Here is a 23430-nt window from a genome sequence, read left to right on the forward strand (position 1 = left end):
CCAACCTGCAGAGGTTGGCGTTTTGTTTGATACTGTTCTTGGTGGCCCGGGGCGGAATCGAACCACCGACACAAGGATTTTCAATCCTCTGCTCTACCAACTGAGCTACCAGGCCAAGGCGCGCAATTATAGCAGCCCGGTTTGAAATTGCCAAATGTTTGCTGGCCGCTGCCAGATTTCATGTCGGCCCGCTGTCCGAACTTTGCTATGCTACCGGCTTGACGCCGGCGCGGCCGGCAATCCCATACACGGAGCAGAGGACATGGTCTCCTTACAAGAGCAGTTTTTAAAAGCGGGCCTGGTCGACAAGACCAAGGCCAAACTGGCCAACCAGGAAAAGAGCAAGCAAAAGAAAATCGAACGCCGCACTGGCGAACAGTCGGTGGACGAGGCACGGCTGGCGGCGCAGGAAATCCAGCGCAAGAACGCCGAAAAAGCGCGCGAGGCCAATGCCCAGCGCGATGCAGCGGCCCAGCAGAAAGCCATCATGGCGCAGATCGTGCAGATGGTGCAGTATAACCGCCAGGACAAGACCAGAAACGGCAAGGACGATATCGCCTACAACTTCACTCATGGCACCAAGATCGAACGGATCTACGTGTCGCCGGCGGTGCGCGAGCACCTGGTGGCGGGGCGGCTGGTGATCGTTGTATTGGGCGCGACGGTGGAACTGGTGCCGCGCGTGATCGCCGACAAGATCGAAGAGCGCGATCCGTCGCTGGTGGTGCGCGTCAAGCAGTCCGCTGCGGTGGTGGAAGAGGATGATCCGTATGCGGCGTTCCAGATTCCTGATGATTTGATGTGGTGAAAAAATGGCGGAACCGAGGTTCCGCCATTTTTTTTATTGCTTGGTTTTGAGCGTCCGCTCGAACAGCTGGTAAATCCGGCGGTACTGGTCATACCAGCTTTCCGCATGCACGTACGCATGGCGTTCCAGCGGGTACGAGGCCAGTTCCCAGTTGTCCTTTTTCAGTTCGATGAAGCGCTGCGCCATGCGCACCGAGTCCTGGTAGAACACGTTGTCGTCCACCATGCCGTGGGCGATCAGGATGTGGCCCTTGAGCTGGTCGGCGTATTCGATCGGCGACGAGATCCTGTACGCTTCCGGGTCCAGCTCCGGCGTGTTGAGGATGTTGGACGTGTACTCGTGGTTGTACGTGGTCCAGTCGGTGACCGGGCGCAGCGCGGCGCCGGCCTTGAACTGGTCCGGCGCGCGCAGCAGCGCCATGAAGGTCATGAAGCCGCCGTAGCTGCCGCCGTAAATACCCACGTTTTTCGCATCGCCCTGCTGGTTGGCCACCAGCCAGTTCAGACCATCGATGTAGTCTTCCAGTTCCGGGTGGCCCATCTGGCGATAGATCGCCGTGCGCCAGTTGCGGCCATAGCCGAGCGAGGCGCGGTAGTCCATGTCGAGCACGATGTAGCCTTGTTCGACCAGCAGGTTATGGAACATCTGTTCGCGGAAGTACACGGGGAAGCGCTGCGTCACATTCTGCAGGTAGCCGGCGCCGTGCACGAACATCACCACCGGGTATTTTTTACCCGGTTCCAAGGTGGCCGGGCGGTACAGCTTGGCCCAGACCGGGTCGGCGCCATGCGTCGATGGCACGGCGACGATTTGCGGCGCGACCCAGTTGCGGGCCTTGTAGTCGGCGCTGCGGGTGTCGGTCAGCTGAGTGGCGGCGCCACCGGTGGCCGGCACGGTGGCAATCTGTGTCGGCATGTACGAGGTCGAGTAGCGCACCAGCAGCTTGCGGCCGTCCGGGGACAAGGTAAAGCTCTCCACGCCGCCCAGGGTCGTCAGCTCTTTTACCGCAGCGGTGGCGGTATTGCTGGCGCAGACTTCATACGTACCCGGCAGTTTCGGGTTGCACAGGAAGTAGGCAGTCTTGCCATCTGCCGACCAGGTCACGTCGCTCGCTTCCCACTTGCCGGCCGTGATCGCGCGCGGCGCGGCGTCCGGCGTTTGCGCGTTCTTCAGGTACAGGTGGGCGTAGCCGCTTTCCTCGGACTGGAACCACAGCGTGCTGTTGTCGGGCTGCCAGCCGAAGTCGTTGCCGCGATTGTTTACCCACGCCACGTCGCTCAGGTGGTGCAGCGGTTGCAGCCTGGCCCCGGCCAGATCGATCGTGGCGATCCAGCGGTCCTTGTTGTCGATCGATTGCGCCATCACGGCCACGCGCGCGCCGTCGTCGCTCCAGCGGATCGATTCTTCGCTGCGCTCGAAGCGCAGCGGACGGTTGCCCTTGAGCGGGTCGAGCTTGCGGGCGGCACGCATCTCGGCCAGCGGGTCGGTGGCGATGCCGGGCAGGGTATCGAAGGCCAGGTCGGTCACTTTGCCGCTGGCGATTTCCAGCAGTTTCAGCTGGTGCGGCACGGGACCGGCGTCGCTCACGCGCCTGCGTTCGTCGTCGGTTTCTTCGTAGCCCGATTCGGTCACGTAGCGCGGCATCTTGCCGGTGCGGCGCTTGTCGGCATCCTTGGCGCTGGTGATGATCAGCAGGTAGCGGCCACTTGGTGACAGTGCGCTCGATTCGATTGCCACCTTCTCGCCCAGGTACACCGGTTTCGGTGCGCGGGTGGCGTCGGCGCTGCGCTCGGCGTCGCGCTGGGCACGGGTGGCATCGCGCTCTTCCTTGACCCGCGCCAGGGTGGAGATCAGGCGCAGTTGCAGGTCGCGCAGCGAGTCCGCTTCGGGCTTGGCGTCCGGGTCCTTGGCGGTGCGCAGCACGGCCACCGGCGCCACCAGGCGCTCGCTGCGGCTCCAGCTGAACCAGTCGTTACCGATGCGGAACTGCACGCTGTTGCCGTCTGCCGCGTACTGCGGATCGGCGGCGGCAGCGGTGCCGCGCACGATCTGCGTCAGCGCGCCCGATTTGAGGTCGCGCTCGAACAGGTCGCCGTTGCGCAGCACGAGGGCGCGGGTGTGGTCGTGGTTGTAGACCGGGTTGGCGGTGTCGAGGTTGGCCAGTTGCTTGTCATCGACCTGTTTGGCGGCGCCGCCGGCGATGATGAAGGTGTCGCGCAGCGGCGAGCCGGCGCGCTTTTGCTTGTAATAAACCTGGCGGCTGTCCCAGCCCCACCAGGCCGATTCGACCGGCGTGCCGATCCAGTCGGGGTTGGCCATGGTCTGGTCCAGCGTGATCGGGGTGGGAGCGGCGGAAACAGTGGCAGCGGCAGCGTGGCCACTGGCAAGCGCGGTGGCCAGGATGGCGGCCAGCACTGATGAAGGCAAGACAAAACGCATGGATGGTTCGCTTTGAAGTTGGGTGGACGGAAGCGCCGGTCGCGGGGTAGAGCGTCACTTTCCGGCGCACGGTATTCTAGCCTAACAGGTCAGGCCGATCGTCCATCCAGGTGGTCAGCGCTGGTCCGAATTGCGCGCCAGCTTGTCGCCACGCGCGCGGAGCGACGCCGGATCACCACGCCGGGGCGCCAGGCGCAGCGCCAGCAGCAGCACCAGGCCGGCCGCCAGGTACGCGCCAACCAGCGCGGCCAGCATGGCGGCGGTATCGCCCCAGGCCAGCAGTCGCGCGCCCAGCGCCGGCCCGAAGGCGCCGCCCAGCACGCCCAGGCTGGTGATGAGGGCAACGCCGATCGCCATCTGCGCCCGCGTGAGCAGGTCGGTGGCAATCGCCAGCAGCAGCGGCGTGGCCGAGGCGATGCCGATGGTGGCCAGCGCCAGCCCCGCCAGCGACCAGGCCAGGGCGCCGTCGGCGGCGATCGCCAGTCCCAGGCCGCCGGCGGCCAGCACGGTGCTGGCGACAAAGTGGCCGCGCCGCTCGCGGCGGCGGTCGGAATCGTAGCCGATCGCCACCATGCCGACGATGCCGGCCAGGCCCGGCACCAGCGCCAGCAGCGCCAGTTGCGCAGGGGGCAGCTGGGCGCCGGCGGTCCAGCGCTGCAGCAGTGGCGGCGACCAGTGAACGATGGCAAAGCCGGCGCCGGTGAGCAGCAGGTTGGCCACGCCGAGCAGCATCATGGTGCGGTCGCGCAGCAGGGCCCACAGCACGGCCAGCGCCGTCGGCGCTTCGTGCTCGTCCACATCGACATCCTTGCTGCTGCCGCCGTGGCGGCGCGCTTCGTCGCGGGCCAGGTCCTGCGCCACCATTTGCTGCTCGAAGCTCGACAGCCAGTCGGCCTCGCCGGGGCGATCATCGAGGTACCACCAGGCAAACACGCCGAGTACCAGCGGCGGCAGGGCCTGCGCCAGCAGCAGCCATTGCCAGCCGTCGAACAAGTCCAGCGGCGCGAGCGCCGGCAACATGGCGGCGGATAACGGCGCGGCCAGCAGGGCGGCAGCCAGCGTGCTGGCGGCGAACAGCGCGATGGCGCGGGCGCGCCGTCCGGACGGGAACCACCAGGTCAGGTAGAGGATCACGCCGGGGAAGAAGCCGGCTTCGAACACGCCGAGCAAAAAGCGGATCAGGTAGAACTCCAGCGGCGAGCGCACGAACGCGCTGGCGGCGGAAAACGCCGCCCAGCCCAGCATCGTGCGCAGCAGCATCTTGCGCGTGCCCAAGTGTTCGAGCAGCAGGTTGCAGGGGATGGCGAAGACGCCGTAGCCGATGAAGAACGCGGCCATGCCCCAGTTGTGCACATGGTCGCGGAAGGCCAGGCTGGCGCCGATGTGGCGCGCGACAAGATCGACGTTGACGCGGTCCAGGTAGGCGACCGCGCAGCAGAGCATGAGCAGCGGCAGCAGGCGCCAGCTGATCTTGCGGTAAATCGCATCCATGCCGGCCGCGCCGCGCAGGTGCAGAAGGGTGGCGCCTTGACTCATGGTGAGGTGGCAAGCTTGGTGGGCATGCGTCGATATTAGCCCTGCCTAATTTGTTAGGCAAGCAATCCCGGCAGTGCCACGCTCAAAACAACACGAACCCGGCTTTCTGATCAGATGCGGATATCCACCGGGCGGCCGGCGTAGGTGGCCGCATGGCGCGGGCGCAGCGATGGCTGGTTGGCGGCGCCGCTGTCTTCCTGCGCCAGCAGCTCGCGGCCGATCTCGAACCACTCGGCGCTCGAGATGACTTTTTGCGCCAGCGGCAGCAGTTCCTGTTCTTCGCGGTCGAGCCGCTTGAGCAGGTTGTGGCAATACAGGTCGATGGTGCGGCACAGGAACTGGCACTGGCTGGCGCTGCGCTGCATGGCCCGCCGCAGGCACTTGTTGACGGCGTTGAGGGTGGCGCTGCCGTGCCGGCTCAGCGATTCGAGGTCCCTGATCAGGGCGTCGCAATTGCGGTCGGTGGCGCGCGCGGCCGCGCACACGGCCGGCATCAGGCACGCTTCGACCTTGCGCTGGTGGCGCGCTTCGGCAAACGTGGTCAGTTGCCTGAGTTGATATTCGATCGTGGCAGGGTCCATTTCTTGCGGACGGCGCCGGACCGACTGCACGGTTTGCAGCAGGCGCGAGATGAACTGGCGTTCTTTTTTCTGTTCGGCGGACAGGGACAGAATCACGTAGGTGGCAGTAAGCATAGCGTTTCCCGTTTCTGACTTGAGCGTATGACTGAGGCTGCGCGGGTGGCGTTGTCGAGAGACGTCCGGCGCGGCGGAAGGGCTACATTAGCGCCGAGTCGGCCTGGTTCAACGCCGATTTACACTTGTTCACAACTGTTCAGAATTCAATGTTGTGTGCTGTTCAATTACCGGCGGGGAAAGCGCGTTATTCACATGACATGCCGGTGGTAGTCATGCAAGACTTGAACTGGTGAGCGGGAAATTATGCGCCCATTTTTGTCGGCGTGGAACCGGTAAACGCTTGTCATTGAAATATATTTTCCTATCAGTTTGCGCCGTTGCTTAGCTCGCTAAGTAGCGTAAAGTAACATTTGCCCTTGGCACCACATGATCTTGGTATGATGTTCGACGACCGGCCACCAGCCGGTACTTTTTGTTAACAGTCGGAGATCCCCGAATGAGATTACCTGTGCTGATGCTGGGCGCCGCCGTTGCGGCCTCGAGCGCCATGGCCGCGCCGCGCGGCTTTACCGTAGAAGACATGGTCAAGATGGAGCGCGTGGGCGCGCCCGTGTTGTCGCCGGACGCCACCCGCGTGGTGTACACCGTGCGCACCACCGACATGGACAAGAACCGGGGCAATACCCAGCTCTACCTGCTCGACCTGCGCAGTCCCAAGGCCGCACCGGTGCGCCTGACCCAAGCGGACGCCAGCAGCAGCGAACCTACCTGGTCGCCCAAGGGCGACGCCATCTACTTCCTGTCCGGCCGCAGCGGTTCGTCGCAAGTCTGGCGCCTGCCGCTGGCCGGTGGCGAAGCCGCCAGGGTCACCAGCCTGCCACTGGACGTGGAGAACTTCCGCCTGTCGCCGCAGGGCGACCGGCTGGCGCTGAGCGTGGCCGTGTTCCGCGATTGCGTGGACCTCGCTTGCACCAAGAAGCGTCTCGACGAGCAGGGTAAAAACAAGGCCAGCGGCAAGGTCTACGACAAGCTGTTCGTGCGCCACTGGGACACCTGGGCCGACGGCCGCACCAACGTGCTGTACGCTGCGCCGATCGACGCCGCCGGCAAGGTCAGCGCCGAGCCGGTCGCGCTGTCGGGCAAGCTCGACGGCGACGTGCCGTCGAAGCCGTTCGGCGACAACGGCGAGTACCACTTCAGCCCGGACGGCAAGACAGTGGCATTCTCCACCCGCATCGCCGGCAAGACCGAAGCCTGGTCCACCAACTTCGACGTGTACACGGTGCCTGCCACCGGGGGCGAGCCGAAGAACCTGACCGAAGACAACAAAGCCTGGGACACCAAGGCCATCTATTCGCCCGACGGCCGCACGCTGGCCTACCTGGCGATGGACAAGCCCACCTTTGAAGCCGACCGCTTCCACCTGGTGCTGATCGATGTTGCCACCGGCAAGAAGCGCACCGTCGCCGACAACTGGGACCGCTCGATCGCCGATTACCGCTGGACGCCGGACAGCAAGACCATCCTGGCCACCGCCGACGACATCGGCCAGCATCCGCTGTTTGCCATCGACGCCGCCAGCGGCAAGGTGCGCAAGCTGACCGGCAACGGTTACGTCAGCGGCTTCGACGTGGTGAAAGACACGGTCGTCATCGCCCGCAACGACCTGTCCTCCGGCGCGCAGCTGTACCAGTTCAAGCTGGGCGGCTCTGGTGAGAAGACCACGCAACTGACCAACGTCAACGAGGCCGCACTGGCCGACGTGAAATTCGGCCAGTACGAGCAGTTCTCGTTCGCTGGCGCCAACGGTGAAACCGTGTACGGCCACGTGATGAAGCCGTGGGATGCCAAGCCGGGCGTGAAATACCCGGTCGCCTTCCTGGTGCACGGCGGCCCGCAAGGCAGCTTCGGCAATTCGTGGAGCTACCGCTGGAACCCGCAGGTGTACGCCGGCGCCGGCTACGCCACCGTGTTCATCGACTTCCACGGTTCGACCGGCTACGGCCAGAAGTTCACCGATTCCATCAGCGGCGACTGGGGCGGCAAGCCGCTCGAAGACCTGCAAAAAGGACTGGCAGCAGCGGTGCAGAAATTCCCCTGGCTCGACCGCGAGAACAGCTGCGCGTTGGGCGCGTCGTACGGCGGCTTCATGATGAACTGGATCCAGGGCCACTGGTCCGACGGCTTCAAGTGCATCGTCAACCACGACGGCGTGTTCGATACGCGCGGCATGGCTTATTCGACCGAAGAACTGTGGTTCACCGAGTGGGAAAGCGGCGGCACCTATTACGACCACCCGGAAGCGCACGAAAAGTTCAACCCGGCGCTGTTCGTGAAAAACTGGAAAACCCCGATGCTGGTGGTGCAGGGCGACCTCGACTTCCGCATCCCGACCGCGCAAGGCCTGGGCACGTTTACCGCGCTGCAGCGCCGTGGCATCCCGAGCAAGTTGCTGATGTTCCCCGATGAGAACCACTGGGTGCTGAAACCGGCCAACTCGGTGCTGTGGCATCACGAGGTGATCGGCTGGCTTGATACTTACCTGAAAAAATAAGTTTGTCTTAGAAATTGGATCCCCGCCTGCGCGGGGATGACGGATTTGAAGCCTGCGGCAGGAATGCCGTCATACCCGCGCAGGCGGGTATCCAATTCCCATGCGCAGCGACGCATTCAATTCCTCCCATTTACGCCCACATGAAAAAACATCTGATCGCCGCCGCCCTGGTGCTGGCCTTTGGCGCCGCCCATCCGGCCTTCGCTGCCACCCCGGCCCCACGCGCCGAAAACGCCTTCCTGTCGCAGCAAGACGCCATGGCCCGCTCGGCCCGCGTCGCCAATGTCGATTACACCCTGAAATTCACGCTGACCGGCAAGGAGACTTTCTCCGGCACCACCACGCTGGACTTCGACTTGAAAGACACCGACCAGCCGCTGACCATCGACCTCGACAAGGCAAAAATCGCCAGCCTCACCGTCAACGGCAAGACCGTCGCGCCGCAGTACAACCAGTGGTTCATCACGGTCGCCGCCCAGGATTTGAAAGTTGGCCGCAACAGCGTCACCATCGCCTACGAGCGCCTGCACAGCACCAACGGCGAAGGCTTGCACCGCATGGTCGATCCGGTCGATGGCCGGGTGTACACGTACTCGCACTTCGAACCGGCCGCCGCGCACCAGATGTTCGCGCTATTCGACCAGCCCGACCTGAAAGGCACGTACCAGGTCACCGTCACCACGCCGGCCGACTGGGTGGCCGTGTCCACCATGCGCGAGAGCGGCGTCAAGGACGTGGCCGGTGCAAAAGAATGGACCTTCCCGCGCACCAAGAAACTCAGCCCATACAATTTCTCGATGCACGCCGGCCCCTACAAGGTATGGGAAGACAATAGCGGCCCGTACCCGATGCGCCTGTTTGCGCGGCAGTCGGTGGCGGCGCAAGTGTCGCCCAAGGACTGGTTCACCTACACCGCCCAGGGCCTGAAATTTTTCGACGAATACTTCGGCGTGCCGTACCAGTTCGCCAAGTATGACCAGCTCCTGGTGCCGGACTTCCTGTACGGCGCCATGGAAAACGCCGGCGCCATCACCTTTGCCGAAGGCCGGTTCCTGCACAAGGAAACCATGACCGCCGCCCAGCGCCAGAGCCTGGCGTCGGTGATCATGCACGAGATGGCGCACCAGTGGTTCGGCGACCTGGTTACCATGAAATGGTGGAACGGCCTGTGGCTGAACGAGAGCTTCGCGTCGTTCATGGGCACGCTGGGCACGGCCGAAGCGACCGAGTTCAAAAACGCCTGGCAGAGTTTTTACTCGACCGGCAAGCAGGCCGCCTACGTGATGGACGAGCGCGTCACCACGCACCCGATCGAAACCCCGGTGCCCTCGACCGCCAACGCGTTTGACAACATCGACGCCATCACCTACTCGAAGGGCGCCTCCACTTTGATGCAACTGCGCCACCTGCTGGGCGCGGAAGTGTTCCGCAAGGGCGTGCACAATTACCTGGTCAAGTATTCGTACCAGAACGCCGAGCTGAAGGACTTCATCGGCAGCCTGGGCGAGGCCGCCAACCGCGACCTGACCGGTTGGACCAAAGAGTGGTTGTACGAGCCGGGCGTCAATACCATCCAGGCGTCGCTCAGCTGTGCCGGTGGCAAGGTCAACAGTTTCAAACTGCTGCAAACCGCACCGAGCAAGGACATGCCCACGCTGCGCGAACAACGCGTGCAGGTGGCCCTGTTCAAGCAGGGCAAGGACGGCATGGCGCTGAGCCAGAACGTGGCGGTCACCTACAAGGGCGCCGAGACGGCGGTGCCGGAGCTGGTGGGCGCGGCCTGCCCGGACCTGGTGTATCCGAACTACCAGGACTGGGGTTTTGCCAAGGTGGCGCTGGACCGTAAATCGTTTGCCACCGCGCAGGCGTCGCTGGGCAAGGTGGACGATCCGCTGCTGCGCGCGATGTTGTGGCAGAGCCTGTGGGATAGCGTGCGCGACGGCAAACTGCCGCTGAACGCCTTCCTCAAGACCGTGCTGGCCAATGCGCCCGCCGAAAAAGACTACACGCTGCTCGGCGACATCGTCGGCAAGATTGGCCAGTCGAAGTATTACCTCGACAAGATGGGGCCATCGGCTGCCAGGTACCGCAACAAGGTGGGCGTGCAGCTCGAAGACATGGCGTTCAAGGCCACCGAGGCGGCCAGCGGCGACAGCAACTTCCAGCGCCGCTGGTTCGCCACCTATGTCAACCTGGCCAGCAGCCCGGCCGCGCTCAAGCGCCTGGCCGACATCCTCGACGGCAAGCTGGTGGTACCGGACCTGAACGTGAGCCAGGATGCGCGCTGGGACATCGTTGGCCGCCTCAACCGCTACAACTACCGTGGCAGCGCGGCGCTCCTGGATGCCGAACAGGCGCGCGACAAGTCCGACAGCGGCCAAGCCGCCGCGCTGGCTGCAACCGTTTCCCGTCCGGAAGCCAAGGTCAAGGCCGAATGGCTGGCCACCATCGGCGACCTGCAGACCAAGCTGCCGTTCTCGCGTATCCGCACCGCCATGTTCGGGCTGTACCCGGCCGAGCAGGGCGCGCTGGCGGAACAGAGCGCCAGTGCGCGCCTGGACAGCCTGGCGCATGTAGACCAGGCCGCCGGCCCGGTCTACATGCGTGCCTACGCGGCTGCGCTGATTCCGTCTGCGTGCACACCGGCCAGCGTGGCGCGTCTGCAGGCGGCAGTGGCGGCGCAGACTGCGCTGTCGGCCGGTACCCGTCGCGCCTTGCTGGTCACGCACCAGGAAGATCAGCGCTGCGTTGCTATCAAGAAAGCACTGACGGAATAATCTATTCCCTGTTGGAAGTAGGGCTAAGGCCGGCGCTTGCGCCGGCTTTTTTTATGCATGTCATCAAACTGTCACGAACCCGGAAGATGGGCTGACATTGTCAGCGCGAAGGCCGACGATAACAAGATATTTTCAATAAGAATGTTAAATTTCTTGGTGGGAAATTTGTTTGCTTACAACGCTCAGCAAACTCATCAAGATGATTCGCGGACGAGTGGCAAGCCTATGATTTCATAGGGGAATCTGCATATTATTCAGTTCTTATCAATATAAATAAAATAATAAATTGTAAGAATAGGTAACTGCGCAGAGAGTTGTTTGTTTATATTCATTGTTACTTCTCAAATTCCGGGCAACCTGCGCTCACCACTTAACCACAAGGGCACCAGAAATGACATTCTTCCAATCGCAACTGCGCCAACTGAGCGTCGCCACCGTGGGCGCCCTGGCTGTGATGTCGGCCACGCCGGCAATGGCCGAGGTGATCAATTTCGAGTCGGCCACGCCGAACATCTATGGCGGCACCGAAGTCATCACCGAGTCCGGCTACAACCTGACCGTGATCGATAGCCCGGCCGCCGGCCCGTCCGGCACCGGCTTCGCCGGCGCCATCGGCAACGGCAGCGATCCGTTCCTGTGCACGGTGGCCGCCTGCCCCACCGGCAATGCCAGCCAGTTCTACCTGGGAGTCAACGACGGCAGCCTCAAGCTCGAGCGCAGCGACAACCGCCTGTTCCAGCTCACCGGCCTCGACTACGCTTTCCTGGCCCCGGTAGGCGGCCTGGCCAGCTACACCTATGGCCAGCTGACCCTGGTCGGGGTGCTGTCCAGCGGCGCCAACGTGTCCTACGCCTACAATTTCCCAGTGCTCAACAGCCTCGGTTACTCGCCATTCGAGAGCCTGTCGCTGACAGCTTTCGGCGGTAACTATTTCAGCAGCGTGACCATTGGCTCGTGCCTGTTCGACGGCAACGGCGGCTGCTCGAACCCGCTGGCCGGCGCCGAGAACCAGTCGCAGTTCGCCATCGACAACCTGCAAGTGGCCCCCGTGCCGGAGCCGGAAACCTATGCCCTGATGGGCCTGGGACTGGGCCTGGTGGGGTGGATGTCGCGCCGCCGCGCGCGTGCTGCCCGTGCTGTTGCCGGTACTGCCGCCGCCCCCACTATCGCCGCCTGATCGAGGAACCGTCCCATGAAACTTCGTCCTATCTGCTCCGCCATCGTCCTGCTGGCCGCACTGTCCGGCGCCGCCCACGCCGCCGAACAGGTGCGCCGTTCCTACATCGTGCAACTGGTCGATAAACCGGTTGCCACCTACACCGGCCAGGTGGCCGGCCTGGCCGCCACCCAGCCGGCCTCTGGCCAGCGCCTCAATGTCGATGCCGGTAATGTGCAGGCCTACATCAACTACCTCGAGTCCAAGCAGAACGACGTCATCAGCACCCTGGGCAGCGCCGAGATCACCCACAAGTACGACGTGGTGTTCAATGGCTTCGCGGCCCTGCTGACCGACGCCGAAGTGCGTGCCCTGAAGAAAAACACTGCCGTCGCCGCCATCACGGCCGACTCCGAAATGATCCTCGACACCAGCTACACACCGACCTTCCTGGGCCTGGACCAGCCGGGCGGCCTGTGGTCGCAACTGGGCGGCCAGAAACTGGCAGGCGAGGACATCATCGTCGGCATCGTCGATAGCGGCATCTGGCCTGAAAACCCCAGCTACGCCGATCGCGTGGACGAGAACGGCAGCCCCACCCACAGCGGCGGCACGCTGGCCTACGATGCGCCTCCCGCCAGCTGGAAGGGCGGCTGCGATATCGGCGAAGGATTTACCGCCGCCAATTGCAACAACAAGCTGATCGGTGCGCGCGCCTACAAGACCGCCACCCAGCAACTGCATTGGACCGAGTTCGCTTCCCCGCGCGACTCGCTGGGCGGCTCGGTAGGCGAGGGCGGCCACGGCAGCCACACGTCCACCACGGCTGCCGGCAATGGCGGCACCACCGCCGTCATCAACGGCGCCAGCCTGGGCAAGATTTCCGGCATGGCGCCGCGCGCCCGCATCGCCTCGTACAAGGTGTGCTGGACCGATCCTACCCGCCGCAACGGCTGCGCCACGTCCAACAGCGTTTCGGCGATCAACCAGGCCGTCAAGGACGGCGTCAACGTGATCAACTTCTCGATCGGCCCGTCGGCCGGCGGCGGTTCCTTCGACGAAGCCACCGAGCAGGCCTTCCTCGGCGCGGCGGCAGCCGGCGTGTTCGTTGCTGCCTCGGCCGGCAACTCGGGCCCGACCGCCACAGCGCCGGCGCCAGCGAGCCACATCAGCCCGTGGTTGTCCACGGTCGGCAACTCCACCCACAACCGCCTGTATGTCGGCGACGTGATCCTGGCCACCGGCGTCAAGCTGACCGGCGCCTCGAGCAACGCCAACACGCCGTCCTCGCCGCTGATCCTGGCCAAGGATGCGGGCGTGGCCGGCATTACGCCGGCCCAGCAGGTCTCGCTGGCGCAGTGCTTCGGCCCGGCCGACACCGTCGCGCCCCTGCTCGATCCGGCCAAGGTGACCGGCAAGATCCTGGTCTGCGACCGTGGCAACAACGTTCTGGTCAACAAGAGCGCCAATGCCAAGACCGCCGGTGCGGTGGGCGCGATCATCGCCAACGTCGATGGCGGCGCCGCCACCATCCTCAACCAGGCGCACTCGCTGCCCACCGTCCACATCACCAAGGAAAACGGCGCCATCCTCAAGAGCTATATGGCGGGCAATACCGGCGCCACGGCTGCGCTGGGCAACCTGAAGGCCATCGTCGATCCGACCGTGGTCGCGCCGGTGATGAGCGGCTCGTCCTCGCGTGGTCCGAACGTGGCCAACGCCAACATCCTGAAACCGGATATGACCGCACCGGGCACCGACATCCTGGCCGCGCTAACCCCCGACCTGACCCAGGCCCAGCGCGACGCGATCGCCGCCGGCAGCCCGGCGCAGGCGGTCGAATTCGGCTTCCTGTCGGGCACCTCGATGGCTTCGCCGCACGTGGCCGGCGTGGCCGCGCTGCTCAAGCAGCGCCATCCGACCTGGAGCCCCGCCGCCATCAAGTCGGCGTTGATGACCACCGCCTACGATACCTTCAGCGATGGCCAGGGCGCCAAAGTGCCATGGGATACCTCGGCCACCTACGCCGGCAACCGTTCGTTCGGCCAGGGCGCCGGCCACATCGCGCCGACCTCGGCCGCCGATCCGGGCCTGGTGTACGACATTGCCCCGGTCGAGTACGCACGCTTCCTGTGCGGCCAGGGCCTGGTGTACAGCGCGGCGCAGTGCAACGCCTTTGGCGGCGGCATCGCGGCCTATAACCTGAACCTGGCGTCGCTCACCGCCTCCAACGTGCTGGGCGCGCAAACGCTCACCCGAACCGTTACCAACGTCGGTGGGACCACCGCCACCTACAACGCCACGGCCACGCTGCCGGGCTTCACGGTAGCGATCTCGCCAGCCACGCTGACGCTGGCGCCGGGCGCCAAGGCCACCTTCACGGCGCGCCTGACCCGCACCACCGCGCCGCGCGACACCTGGTCCTACGGTTCGCTGACCTGGACCGACGGCGTGCACACGGTGCGCAGCCCGCTGACCGCGCGCGGCACCGGCATTGTCGCCGCCGCCAACGTGTACAGCGAAAACGCCGCGGGCGCCAAGGTGGTCACCGTCGGTACCGGCTTTGCCGGCGCCTTCGGCACCGCCAAGGGCTTGCTGCCAGCCACGCAAGTGTCCCGCACCATCGGCCAGGCCGGCGGCGCGGACAATGCCACGCTGTGCCGCAACGGCGCCTCCGCTGGCGTGAACGTGCATAACTTCACGGTGCCGGCCGGCACCTTGCTGGCGCGCTTCGCGCTGTTCGATTCGGACAACACCGGTGCAGCTGCCGGCGACTCCGATCTCGACCTGATCCTGTTGCGCGGCACCACCCTGGTGGACCAGAGCGGCGAGCTGACGTCGAACGAACGGATCGAGGTGGTGGCGCCAGCGGCAGGCACGTACACCCTGTGCGTGATCGGTTACGCCCCGGCCGGCGGCCAGGCTACCTACAAGCTGTCGAGCTGGCTGGTGCAGCCGACCTCGACCGCTGGTAACTTCAAGGTGATGTCACCAAGCTCGGCCACCCTGGGTGGCACGGCGTCGGTCGGCATGAGCTGGAGCGGACTGGACCTGGGCAAACGCTACGTCGGCGCGGTGGACTACCTGGTGGGCGGCGTCAAGCAGGGCACCACGGTGATCGATATCGATACCACCGATCCGCTGCCACTGTTCAAGAGCTCGTCTGACAAGGGCAAGCTGGCTTACTAAGCAGTAGTTGCCTGGTTAAAAAACCTGCGGCAGCCTTCGGGCGCCGCAGGTTTTTTTTCGTTGCTCGTGTCGGGCGACGCAACAAGTGAAAAATCGGGTACTGATTGCAAACGCTTTTTTCACTATCCCTGTCACACCGGGCATAGTGAAGCGACAGAGAAAGTGAAAATTTTCGGCTGATGTGCCTTGAATAATGAAAAATTCCGTCAGGCTGGCGGGACCTATCGACAGGCCGCTTTCGCCCCAAAGCTGCCGTACAAATGAAATACTAGCCGATGGAGCTCAGTACTTACGACGCCAGTCAAGGTATTCAAACTCGCTGTCGTCCCGGCCCAATTCCACGCGGTAATAGGAACGCTTCGCCATCTCGCTAGGAGTCTCGTGCCAGTAAAGCTCGGCAATCTTCTCAACTGTTAGACGTTCAAGCAACCGGTTGTAATAGGAACCTGTAATCTCCTGAGCGCGCTGACTCGGCACCCCAAACCACTTCTTTACATCATCGACAGTCTGCTCTAGCAGATACGGCATCGTGCATTCCATCGGCTCGTCTGAGTCACGAAAAGCGGTGACTAGCTGCTTCAACGCCGAGTCTAGAATGTATCTCGCTACGTTGGAACTAGCGTTCGTTGTGAGAACGAGTTCGCCCTGTTGCTCCAGCTCGATGAGAGACTGCAAAATTTTCTTTACGAGCTGCTCGTCGTCCATATTGAAATTCCGTTAATTATGAATTCGCGGTGAGCCCGATGCTGTCAGTCAGCGAGGGTCCGCTCATGGCCGAAACCAGAAGTTCGACCAGTGTACGGCAACCGTTGCCTTTGCCGCAACAACCGGCCCGACCAGAAGTTTTTTTCAGTACCCGTGGCACGCGGTTTTCACTAACTTGTCACAGTTTTCATTTTCTGTGTCACCCGACAGCTCGCCCCCGGATTTAACGCATCTCCGGCGCGTTGCCGACCTTACCCGGGTTGAGCACGCAGCGGTTGGCCTGGCAGCTGGCGCCGGGGGACGAGACTACCGAGCAGGTGGACATCATCGCTTCGCGCGCGTCGCGGGCACGCAGCGCGGCGGCGTGCTGCGCCACCAGTTGTTTGAGGGCGGCGCCGTCGTCCTGCTTGCTGGACCAGGGCAGGTAGCTCTCCGGTCCGCCGCAAGCCTTGGCGCCGATGCCGATCGTATGGCACTGTCCGCTGTTGTCGCAGGTGGCGTTGGCGCTGGCAGCCTGGATCTGCTGCCACAGGCTGTCGGCCGATGCCGATGCCGCTGCAGACGAGGGAGGGGCAGATACCGGTGCTGGCGGACTGGCGCAGGCACTGGTCATCAGCAACAGCAGGCTGGCCGCAGCCAGGCGCGCAGGCAGTGACAGGGACGGGGACAGCTTCATGGTGGCGCTCCTGGTAGGGGAAACTACAGCGGCTCGGTCAGGCGCGCCTTGCGGGCCACGCCGTCCGGGCCGAACAAAATAACGAACTCGGCAAACGCCGGCGGGCCGTCGCTGCCCTTGCCGCTGCCCTGGCTGGTAGCCTGCGGGTAGCGGTAACGCCACACCTGCATGCCGGTGTCGAATTGTAGCGCGGTGGCCGGTCCCAGTTTGGCGCGCACGTCGGCCGTGTTGCCGTAGCCGGGCGCGAGCATGGTGGCGGGCGGGTCGTCCATGTACTCGAAGGCCAGCAGGGTGTCGTCGGGCCAGGACGTGTCCCACAGCGGCGCATAGTAGCTGCGGTCGAGCAGGACCTGGCAGTCGCAGTAGGGCAGGGTGGCCGGGGTTTGCGCGCCGCCCGCGTACAGCAGGTCGAATGGCAGCGCGGCAGTGCGCGCGCCATGGCGCGCGGTGACGCCGAACAGGGGCCGCTCGGCGAAGAACAGGTAGTTGCCGTCGGCCGAGCCGCAGACGCTGTCGGGGTGGGTGAGCAGCCCGTCCAGCCAGGCAAAGGCCTGGGCGTTATTCGACAGCAGGCCGGCAGCTACCCCCACCTGGCATTCGAGCCGCAGGTCGCCCAGCCGGCGCATGCCGGCCGGCACGCCGGGACTGCGCACCTGGGCGCGCCAGGTCATGGTGCTGGTCTTGCGGCTGGCGATCAGCGACGCGTCCTGCGCCAGCGCGCGGGCGTCGCGCGGCAGCGTGAACGTGTGGTCGGGCGCCACCGTCACCGGCAGCGAGACGCTTTCGCCGGCCACCCGCAGGGTGATACCGTCGAGCACGGTGGTGGGCAGGCGCGGCAGCAGCTGGAAACGCAAGGTTGCCTGCGGCGCCAGCGCATGCAGGCGCTCGAAGCGGTCCATGCCCTCGATCATCTTGCGGTAGGACTTGTCGACCGGATCGCGGGTGGTGGCGACGGTGACGCGGGCGGGCTCCTGGCCAGCGGCCAGCGCGGAGGTGGCAACGCAGCACAAGGTCAACATGCAGGCGATCAAAGGACTGGCGACAGACATCGGGTTCTCCGGCAGATGAAGACAGGGTAGGCCCACCAGGCCGGGCGCACGCTACTGTTATTGGCAAGCCTATAATGCTGCCTTTATTCTAATGAGCAATCGGCGCCACAGGCCACACGCTTCATCCTATGACCACAGCACCAGCTCCCCATTCCACTCGCTACCTCCCCGAAATCGATGGCTTGCGCGCCTTGGCCGTGGTGCTGGTGCTGTTATGCCACGCCCGGTTCAGTGCGGTGGCCGGCGGGTACATCGGCGTGGACGTGTTCTTTGTCATTTCCGGCTACGTCGTGTGCCGGTCGATCCTGGACGGCCAGCAGGCCGACACTTTCAGTCTCAAGCAATTTTATACTCGGCGGCTCAAGCGCCTGGCGCCGGCCCTGCTGCTGGTGATGGCGGCAACCCTGGTGTTCTGCCTGGTGTACAACTTCCCGGGTAGCAATCTCACCCTACTCAAGAGCATTCGAGCGGTGTTGCTGTTGAACGCGAATATCTTCCTGGCCAGACAGACCGGCTATTTCGACTTGCAGGCCGATAAGCACCCGTTGCTGCACACCTGGTCGCTATCGGTCGAGGAACAGTTCTACCTGGTCGTGCCGCTGCTGCTGATCCTGGTGGCCCGGCTGCGCGCCAGCGTCAAGCTGGCATTGGTAGCCGGGTTGTGGGCCGCCGCCCTGGCCTGGTCGTGGTCCGACGTAAGCCGCGCCACCCCAGGCGCCTACTTTTACCTGCAGGGACGGCTGTTTGAATTGCTGTGCGGCGTGGTGCTGGTGTTTGCCTTGCGCAGTTTTCCGGTCACGGCCCGGCGCGCGTGGTACGACGTGCTGCTGCTGGCAGGACTGGCGGTCATCCTGGTATGTGGCTCGCGCTACCACGCCAGCACGACCATGCCGGGGATAAACGCCTTGTGGCCGTGCTTGGGCGCGGTGCTGGTGATCGTCGGTATCGAGGGCGCCCGTTACTGCCGCGGCCTGCTGAACAACCGCGTGGCTGTGTTCTTGGGCAAGATCTCGTACGTGCTGTACCTGTGGCACTGGCCGGTCATCTTTGCGTTTGGCCGCCTCGGCTGGCATTCGGCGGGGGCAATGACCGCTGCACTGGGCTTGTCGCTGGTGCTGGCCGTGGCTACCCACTACTTGGTGGAAAACCCGCTTCGGCGCGCGCGCTGGTCGCCGTTGAAAACCTTTGTTTTGCTGTTCCTGCTGCCGGTGCTGACCGTGGTAGTGCTGCTGCAGGTGGCCCGCAAGACCGACAATTTCATGGCCTGGTATCCGGCGCGCTACCAGCAGGACAATGCCGAGGCTGGCAGCACCGTGTTCGACCGGCCGCGCGCCAAACAGTGCTGGAGCCAGGTTGGCGTGACCCCAGCCGCGCAGTGCACGGTGGGCAACGCTGCGTCACCGCGCAAGGCGGTATTGCTCGGTGACAGCCACGCCTACCACCTGATCGATTTCATGGATCAACTGGGTCAGGAACATGGTCTGGCCATTCACGACATGACTTTTACCATGTGCGCGCCGATCGAGAACAGTCCCGCCCGGGCCGGTGATCCCGGCTTCCAGCAACACGCCGAGGAATGCCGCGAACATGGCCGCAACACCATCGCCTGGGTGTTGTCGCAGCCGGAGATCTCGTTGGTCTTCATGTCGGCAGTGTGGGATTTGTACCATAACACCGGTACCGGCGCCGGAGTGCAACCGACCGGCCACGGTTTCATGCCGGGCCAGATCAACACCGAGCTGGCGCTCACGATCAGCAAGCTGCAAGCGGCAGGCAAGCGCGTGGTATTCCTCGACGACCTGCCGCTGCTTCCCGTGCAACTGGAAAACTGCGTATCGAACCGCGTGTACCTGCCCGGTCATGCGCACGACGATTGCAGTTTCCCGCGCGCCGAGGCGGACGTGCGCTACCGCGACATCGATGCCATCCTGTCCGACCTACGCGCGCGCTTTCCGCTCACCGCCAGGCTGCATACCTACGACGTGCCGTGCGATGCGCAGCGATGCCATGCGGACATCGCTGGCACCGGCCTGTATGCCCACAACGATCGCGGCCATCTGGGGGCCGGCGGCAGCGCCATCTACTACCGCGCTTATCGCAAGCGCCATCCGGGCGAGCTCGAACAGGCGCTGTCAGAACTTCCTTAGCCTTGCTGTTGCGCGGCTAGCAGCCTGCCGGACTTGGGATCTTCAGTTGCAAAAATACCTGGATCGCTCCATATTTGGCCGCTTTCTCGGCCCATAGCCCGCTATGAGCGCTGCGAAATCGACAAGGTCGGCCCTCGACCAGCTATTTTTTCGCTCTGACGCCCCAAGTCCCACAGGCTGCTAGTGCAGGATATCGATGCGCGTCTTGCGCCCGCCCCGGTAGGTGTACAAGGTGACGGCCGGGTTGGCCAGGTCGCCGTAGCGGTCGAAGCCGATGGCGCCGGTCACGCCCTGGTATTTGATCCTTGCCAGTTCGGGCAAGTACTGTTTCGGCACGGCGGTGCCGGCTGCCTGCATCGACTTGGCCAGCAGCATCACGGCGTCGTAGGCATACGGCGCATAGGTTTGCAGGGGCAGCTTGTAGCGCTGCTGGTACCGGTCCACGAAGGCGCGGTAGCCCACGTCGTAGTTGCCGGTCACGCCGCCGGCCACCGCGCAGGTGAGCTGGTTGTCGGCCAGGGCGTCGCCAGCCAGTTCGGGCAGGCGCTCGGAGCAGATGCCGTCGCCGCTGAGGAACCGCAGGTTCATGCCCAGCGCCTTCATCTGCTTGAGCATGGGACCGGCCACCGCGTCCATGCCGCCAAAAAAGATCAGGTCGGGCTGGCGCGCCTTGATCTGGGTGAGGATGGCGTTGAAGTCGGTGGCGCGGTCGGTGGTGTACTGGCGGCTGACGGCGTCCGCCGCCGTGCCCTGGGCGCGCACGCCTTTCAAAAATGCATCGGCCAGGCCCTGGCCGAACGCGGTACGGTCGTCGATCACGGCAATGCGGCGCGCCTTGAGCGTGTGCACCGCGTAGCGGCCCAGCACTTCGCCGATCTTGTTGTCGTTGGCCACCAGCCTGAACGCAGTCTGGAATCCCTGGCGCGTGTAGAGCGGCGTGGTGGCGGCCGGCGTAATTTGCGGGATGCCGGCGGCGGCGTAAATGCGCGAGGCCGGCACGCTGGTGCCGGAATTGAGGTGGCCGACCACGCCGGCCACCTCGGCATCGACCAGCTTTTGCGCCACCGCCGTGCCCTGCTTGGGATCGGCGCCGTCGTCCTCCACCTGCAACACGAAGCGCACGTTGCGACCGCCGATTTGCGGGCCGGTGGCGTTGAGGTCGTCAACTGCCATGCGGGCGCCGTTTTCGATGTCCTTGCCCATGTGGGCGCTGGCGCCGGAGAGCGGGGCGGCAACGCCGATGCGGACCTGGTTGACGGGGGCCTTTTGTGCATGAGCGTTGAGGCTGGCGAGTAACAGCAGTAGGGGCAGGCGCATAGGAGTCCTGTGGCGTTCTATGGATTCCCGCCTGCGCGGGAATGACGGATTGATGGATCGCAGTGTTGTTTTGCTGAGGCGGTTGTCGACTAATTATTGCATGGCTGGCGCTTTACGCCGATGAGCTCGTTGCTTTTAAGACTAGAATGTTCGCAGACCAATATTTCTACGGAGGCGGCATGTCGTTCCTGATTGTTCTTGCAGCACTAGGTTTCTTGATGTTGGCCGCCTATCGCGGCTACAGCGTGATTTTATTTGCGCCGATTGCCGCGCTGGGTGCGGTGTTGCTGACCGACCCTGGCGCAGTGGCGCCGGTGTTTTCCGGCATCTTCATGGAAAAGCTGGTCGGCTTCGTCAAACTATACTTCCCGGTGTTTTTGCTTGGCGCCGTGTTCGGCAAGCTGATCGAGATCTCCGGCTTTTCCGAGTCCATCGTGGTGGCGGCGATCCGCTACATCGGCCGCACCCGCGCCAATGCCGTGATCGTGCTGGTGTGCGCGCTGCTGACCTACGGCGGCGTCTCGCTGTTCGTGGTGGTGTTTGCGGTGTACCCATTTGCTGCCGAACTCTACCGTCAAAGCAATATTCCCAAGCGGCTCATGCCCGGCGCGATTGCGCTCGGCGCGTTCTCGTTCACCATGGACACCCTGCCGGGCACCCCGCAAATCCAGAACATCATTCCCACCACCTTTTTCAAGACCACCGGCTGGGCCGCGCCGTGGCTCGGTGTGATCGGCAGTATCGCCATGCTCACGGCCGGCCTGCTGTACCTGGAATGGCGCCGCCGCAAGGTGATGGCCACCGGCGAAGGCTATGGCGGCAGCGCTGCCGAAGCCAAGGCGGATAACCAGCCGGCAGTTGCCCGCACCGGCCTGCCGCACCCGCTGCTGTCGATCGCGCCGCTGGTGCTGGTTGGCGTGGTCAACTTCGCGCTCACCAAGATGATCCCGCACTGGTACGGCGACAACTACGCGCTCACGGCAGACGCCTTGCCAGGCCTGCACACCGCCATCACGCTACCCATCAAGACCGTGATCGGCATCTGGGCCGTCGAGGGCGCGCTGCTGCTCGGTATCGTGTTTGTGCTGGTCACCGCGTTTAACCGCGTGCGTGACGCCTTTGCCGAGGGCACCAAGGCCGCTGTCGGCGGCGCCTTGCTGGCAGCGATGAACACCGCGTCCGAGTACGGTTTCGGCGGCGTGATCGCGGCGCTGCCGGGCTTTCTGGCGGTGAGCAGCGCGCTCAAAAGCGTGCCCGATCCGCTGATCAACGCGGCCGTGTCCGTCACCACGCTGGCCGGCATTACCGGCTCGGCGTCGGGCGGCATGAGCATTGCACTGGCTGCCATGTCGGACCAGTTCATCCGCGCGGCGGAAGCGGCGCAAATTCCGCTCGAAGTGCTGCACCGGGTGGTGTCGATGGCCAGCGGCGGCATGGATACCCTGCCGCACAACGGCGCCGTGATCACGCTGCTGGCGGTCACGGGCCTGACCCACAAGCAGTCGTACGGCGAGATCTTCGGCATCACCGTGATCAAGACGCTGGCGGTGTTTTTCGTGATCGCGGTGTACTACCTGACCGGGGTGGTGTAAGCGGATATTGCAACTGGCAGCGGGCGCAGTAAAAGCTGCGTCGCGCGGTCTTGCCCAGGTGCCCGCGCAGGAACGAGATATTGCAGCGCGGGCAGATTTTCCTGGTGTGCGCCAGCCAGTGCTGCTTGAGCGTGCCGGCTTTTTTCCATTCCAGAAAATCGAAGCTGTACTCGCGCGCCTGCGCCAACAGTTCGCGTAATTTGGCCGCCGGGATGTCGCCGACCGTCGACAGTGGATGGATGCGCACCCGGAACAGCACTTCGTTCTTGATGATGTTGCCCACGCCGGCAAAAATGGTTTGATCGAGCAGGGCGTCGCACGCCAGCGTACCGGGTTGCGTGCGCAGTTTTTTCAGCGCCAGCGCCGCCGACCAGGCGTCGTTCATGACGTCGCCGCGCCAGTCGTATTCGTTGTCGAGGTCGTCGGAGATGGTCTTGATCGAGCACGTATAAAAATGCAGCGCGCTGCCGTCGTCAAAGAACAGGCTCAGGCGCGGCCCGGCGCGGCCGGCAGCCTTGGTCTCGTTGATCAGGTACGTGCCGAACATCAGCAAATGGATGCGCAGTGCGCGGTCGCCCAGCCGTATCAAAAAATGCTTGCCGAAGCTGCGCAGCGCCAGGACTGGCTGGCCGGCCAGCTCGTCCATCGCGACATCCTTGCTGCTGCCTTCGGCGCGCACGATGGTGCGGCCTTCGAATTGCGCGACCTGCTCGCGCAGGATGACGATCGATGGTCCTTCGGGCATGGCGGTTCTCCACGTTGACGTAGCGTCCAGTGTGCACCGCGTCGGTCACGCGGGCTGTACGCTGCTGCACTGACACCAATACGGCCCACCATTGCGACCACA

The 23430-nt window shown here is 64.1% G+C and carries 15 protein-coding genes and 1 tRNA gene; 7 read left to right on the plus strand and 9 right to left on the minus strand.

The window, feature by feature from the left end; translation table 11 throughout:
* Positions 1-39: 39 nt before the first annotated feature.
* A tRNA-Phe gene (locus J2X54_RS04285) sits at positions 40-115 on the minus strand.
* A gap of 147 nt (positions 116-262) precedes the next feature.
* Between J2X54_RS04285 and J2X54_RS04290 the strand changes: the two genes are divergently transcribed.
* On the plus strand, positions 263-808 hold the full coding sequence (locus J2X54_RS04290; RefSeq protein WP_310178237.1) for a DUF2058 domain-containing protein: 546 nt from the start codon (positions 263-265) through the stop codon (positions 806-808).
* Positions 809-841: 33 nt separating this feature from the next.
* On the opposite strand, the gene J2X54_RS04295 is transcribed toward J2X54_RS04290, so the two are convergent.
* The 3 genes from J2X54_RS04295 to J2X54_RS04305 all read right to left on the minus strand — a co-directional run bounded on the left by J2X54_RS04295 (position 842) and on the right by J2X54_RS04305 (position 5478).
* Complete coding sequence (locus tag J2X54_RS04295; RefSeq protein ID WP_310178240.1) at positions 842-3247, minus strand: S9 family peptidase; 2406 nt, start codon at positions 3245-3247, stop codon at positions 842-844.
* A gap of 114 nt (positions 3248-3361) precedes the next feature.
* Positions 3362-4783, minus strand: a complete 1422-nt coding sequence (locus tag J2X54_RS04300; RefSeq protein WP_310178242.1) for an MFS transporter — start codon at positions 4781-4783, stop codon at positions 3362-3364.
* Positions 4784-4893: 110 nt separating this feature from the next.
* Entirely contained in the window at positions 4894-5478 is a 585-nt protein-coding gene (locus J2X54_RS04305; protein ID WP_310178245.1) for a hypothetical protein, read from the minus strand.
* Positions 5479-5917: 439 nt separating this feature from the next.
* Here J2X54_RS04305 and J2X54_RS04310 point away from each other — a divergent pair, with 439 nt between their 5' ends.
* The 4 genes from J2X54_RS04310 (at position 5918) to J2X54_RS04325 (ending at position 15097) form a co-directional block, all read left to right on the plus strand.
* Positions 5918-7975 carry a S9 family peptidase gene (locus tag J2X54_RS04310; RefSeq protein ID WP_310178248.1) on the plus strand — a complete coding sequence of 686 codons (2058 nt, stop codon included), beginning with the start codon at positions 5918-5920 and terminating at the stop codon, positions 7973-7975.
* 140 nt (positions 7976-8115) lie between these two features.
* Positions 8116-10752, plus strand: coding sequence for an aminopeptidase N (gene pepN, locus J2X54_RS04315; protein ID WP_310178251.1), 2637 nt, complete (start codon positions 8116-8118; stop codon positions 10750-10752).
* A 391-nt stretch (positions 10753-11143) separates the two neighbouring features.
* Positions 11144-11929 carry an NF038120 family PEP-CTERM protein gene (locus tag J2X54_RS04320; protein ID WP_310178253.1) on the plus strand — a complete coding sequence of 262 codons (786 nt, stop codon included), beginning with the start codon at positions 11144-11146 and terminating at the stop codon, positions 11927-11929.
* Positions 11930-11944: 15 nt separating this feature from the next.
* Positions 11945-15097, plus strand: a complete 3153-nt coding sequence (locus J2X54_RS04325) for a S8 family serine peptidase (protein ID WP_310178257.1) — start codon at positions 11945-11947, stop codon at positions 15095-15097.
* 282 nt (positions 15098-15379) lie between these two features.
* On the opposite strand, the gene J2X54_RS04330 is transcribed toward J2X54_RS04325, so the two are convergent.
* From J2X54_RS04330 to J2X54_RS04340, 3 genes are all read right to left on the minus strand, one after another.
* Entirely contained in the window at positions 15380-15802 is a 423-nt protein-coding gene (locus J2X54_RS04330; RefSeq protein WP_310178260.1) for a hypothetical protein, read from the minus strand.
* Positions 15803-16025: 223 nt separating this feature from the next.
* The gene (locus J2X54_RS04335) at positions 16026-16478 is read right to left on the minus strand and encodes a hypothetical protein (protein WP_310178262.1); all 453 of its coding nucleotides are present in this window, start codon (positions 16476-16478) and stop codon (positions 16026-16028) included.
* A gap of 23 nt (positions 16479-16501) precedes the next feature.
* A complete protein-coding gene (locus tag J2X54_RS04340; protein ID WP_310178264.1) occupies positions 16502-17527 on the minus strand; it encodes a hypothetical protein in 1026 nt (341 codons plus the stop codon).
* 128 nt (positions 17528-17655) lie between these two features.
* On the opposite strand from J2X54_RS04340, the gene J2X54_RS04345 reads away from it, so the two are divergent.
* The gene (locus tag J2X54_RS04345) at positions 17656-19674 is read left to right on the plus strand and encodes an acyltransferase family protein (protein ID WP_310178266.1); all 2019 of its coding nucleotides are present in this window, start codon (positions 17656-17658) and stop codon (positions 19672-19674) included.
* A gap of 180 nt (positions 19675-19854) precedes the next feature.
* Here the strand turns inward: J2X54_RS04345 and J2X54_RS04350 are convergent, their stop codons facing one another.
* Complete coding sequence (locus J2X54_RS04350) at positions 19855-20991, minus strand: branched-chain amino acid ABC transporter substrate-binding protein (protein WP_310178268.1); 1137 nt, start codon at positions 20989-20991, stop codon at positions 19855-19857.
* Positions 20992-21170: 179 nt separating this feature from the next.
* Here J2X54_RS04350 and J2X54_RS04355 point away from each other — a divergent pair, with 179 nt between their 5' ends.
* Entirely contained in the window at positions 21171-22583 is a 1413-nt protein-coding gene (locus tag J2X54_RS04355; RefSeq protein ID WP_070248554.1) for a GntP family permease, read from the plus strand.
* On the opposite strand, the gene J2X54_RS04360 is transcribed toward J2X54_RS04355, so the two are convergent.
* Positions 22525-23328: a DNA-formamidopyrimidine glycosylase family protein gene (locus J2X54_RS04360; protein WP_310178271.1), complete on the minus strand. Its 804-nt coding sequence runs from the start codon at positions 23326-23328 to the stop codon at positions 22525-22527. The genes J2X54_RS04355 and J2X54_RS04360 overlap by 59 nt on opposite strands.
* Positions 23329-23430 lie beyond the last annotated feature (102 nt).

Source organism: Duganella sp. 3397 (assembly GCF_031456625.1).
In the GTDB taxonomy this organism is placed as follows: Bacteria; Pseudomonadota; Gammaproteobacteria; order Burkholderiales; family Burkholderiaceae_D; genus Rugamonas; species Rugamonas phyllosphaerae.

What these genes read in the sequence shown, in the direction of transcription:
- J2X54_RS04290 (WP_310178237.1), top strand. Translation starts at nt 263, where the DNA reads ATGGTCTCCTTACAAGAGCAGTTTTTAAAAGCGGGCCTGGTCGACAAG.
- J2X54_RS04295 (WP_310178240.1), bottom strand. Translation starts at nt 3,247, where the DNA reads ATGCGTTTTGTCTTGCCTTCATCAGTGCTGGCCGCCATCCTGGCCACC.
- J2X54_RS04300 (WP_310178242.1), bottom strand. Translation starts at nt 4,783, where the DNA reads ATGAGTCAAGGCGCCACCCTTCTGCACCTGCGCGGCGCGGCCGGCATG.
- J2X54_RS04305 (WP_310178245.1), bottom strand. Translation starts at nt 5,478, where the DNA reads ATGCTTACTGCCACCTACGTGATTCTGTCCCTGTCCGCCGAACAGAAA.
- J2X54_RS04310 (WP_310178248.1), top strand. Translation starts at nt 5,918, where the DNA reads ATGAGATTACCTGTGCTGATGCTGGGCGCCGCCGTTGCGGCCTCGAGC.
- pepN (WP_310178251.1), top strand. Translation starts at nt 8,116, where the DNA reads ATGAAAAAACATCTGATCGCCGCCGCCCTGGTGCTGGCCTTTGGCGCC.
- J2X54_RS04320 (WP_310178253.1), top strand. Translation starts at nt 11,144, where the DNA reads ATGACATTCTTCCAATCGCAACTGCGCCAACTGAGCGTCGCCACCGTG.
- J2X54_RS04325 (WP_310178257.1), top strand. Translation starts at nt 11,945, where the DNA reads ATGAAACTTCGTCCTATCTGCTCCGCCATCGTCCTGCTGGCCGCACTG.
- J2X54_RS04330 (WP_310178260.1), bottom strand. Translation starts at nt 15,802, where the DNA reads ATGGACGACGAGCAGCTCGTAAAGAAAATTTTGCAGTCTCTCATCGAG.
- J2X54_RS04335 (WP_310178262.1), bottom strand. Translation starts at nt 16,478, where the DNA reads ATGAAGCTGTCCCCGTCCCTGTCACTGCCTGCGCGCCTGGCTGCGGCC.
- J2X54_RS04340 (WP_310178264.1), bottom strand. Translation starts at nt 17,527, where the DNA reads ATGTCTGTCGCCAGTCCTTTGATCGCCTGCATGTTGACCTTGTGCTGC.
- J2X54_RS04345 (WP_310178266.1), top strand. Translation starts at nt 17,656, where the DNA reads ATGACCACAGCACCAGCTCCCCATTCCACTCGCTACCTCCCCGAAATC.
- J2X54_RS04350 (WP_310178268.1), bottom strand. Translation starts at nt 20,991, where the DNA reads ATGCGCCTGCCCCTACTGCTGTTACTCGCCAGCCTCAACGCTCATGCA.
- J2X54_RS04355 (WP_070248554.1), top strand. Translation starts at nt 21,171, where the DNA reads ATGTCGTTCCTGATTGTTCTTGCAGCACTAGGTTTCTTGATGTTGGCC.
- J2X54_RS04360 (WP_310178271.1), bottom strand. Translation starts at nt 23,328, where the DNA reads ATGCCCGAAGGACCATCGATCGTCATCCTGCGCGAGCAGGTCGCGCAA.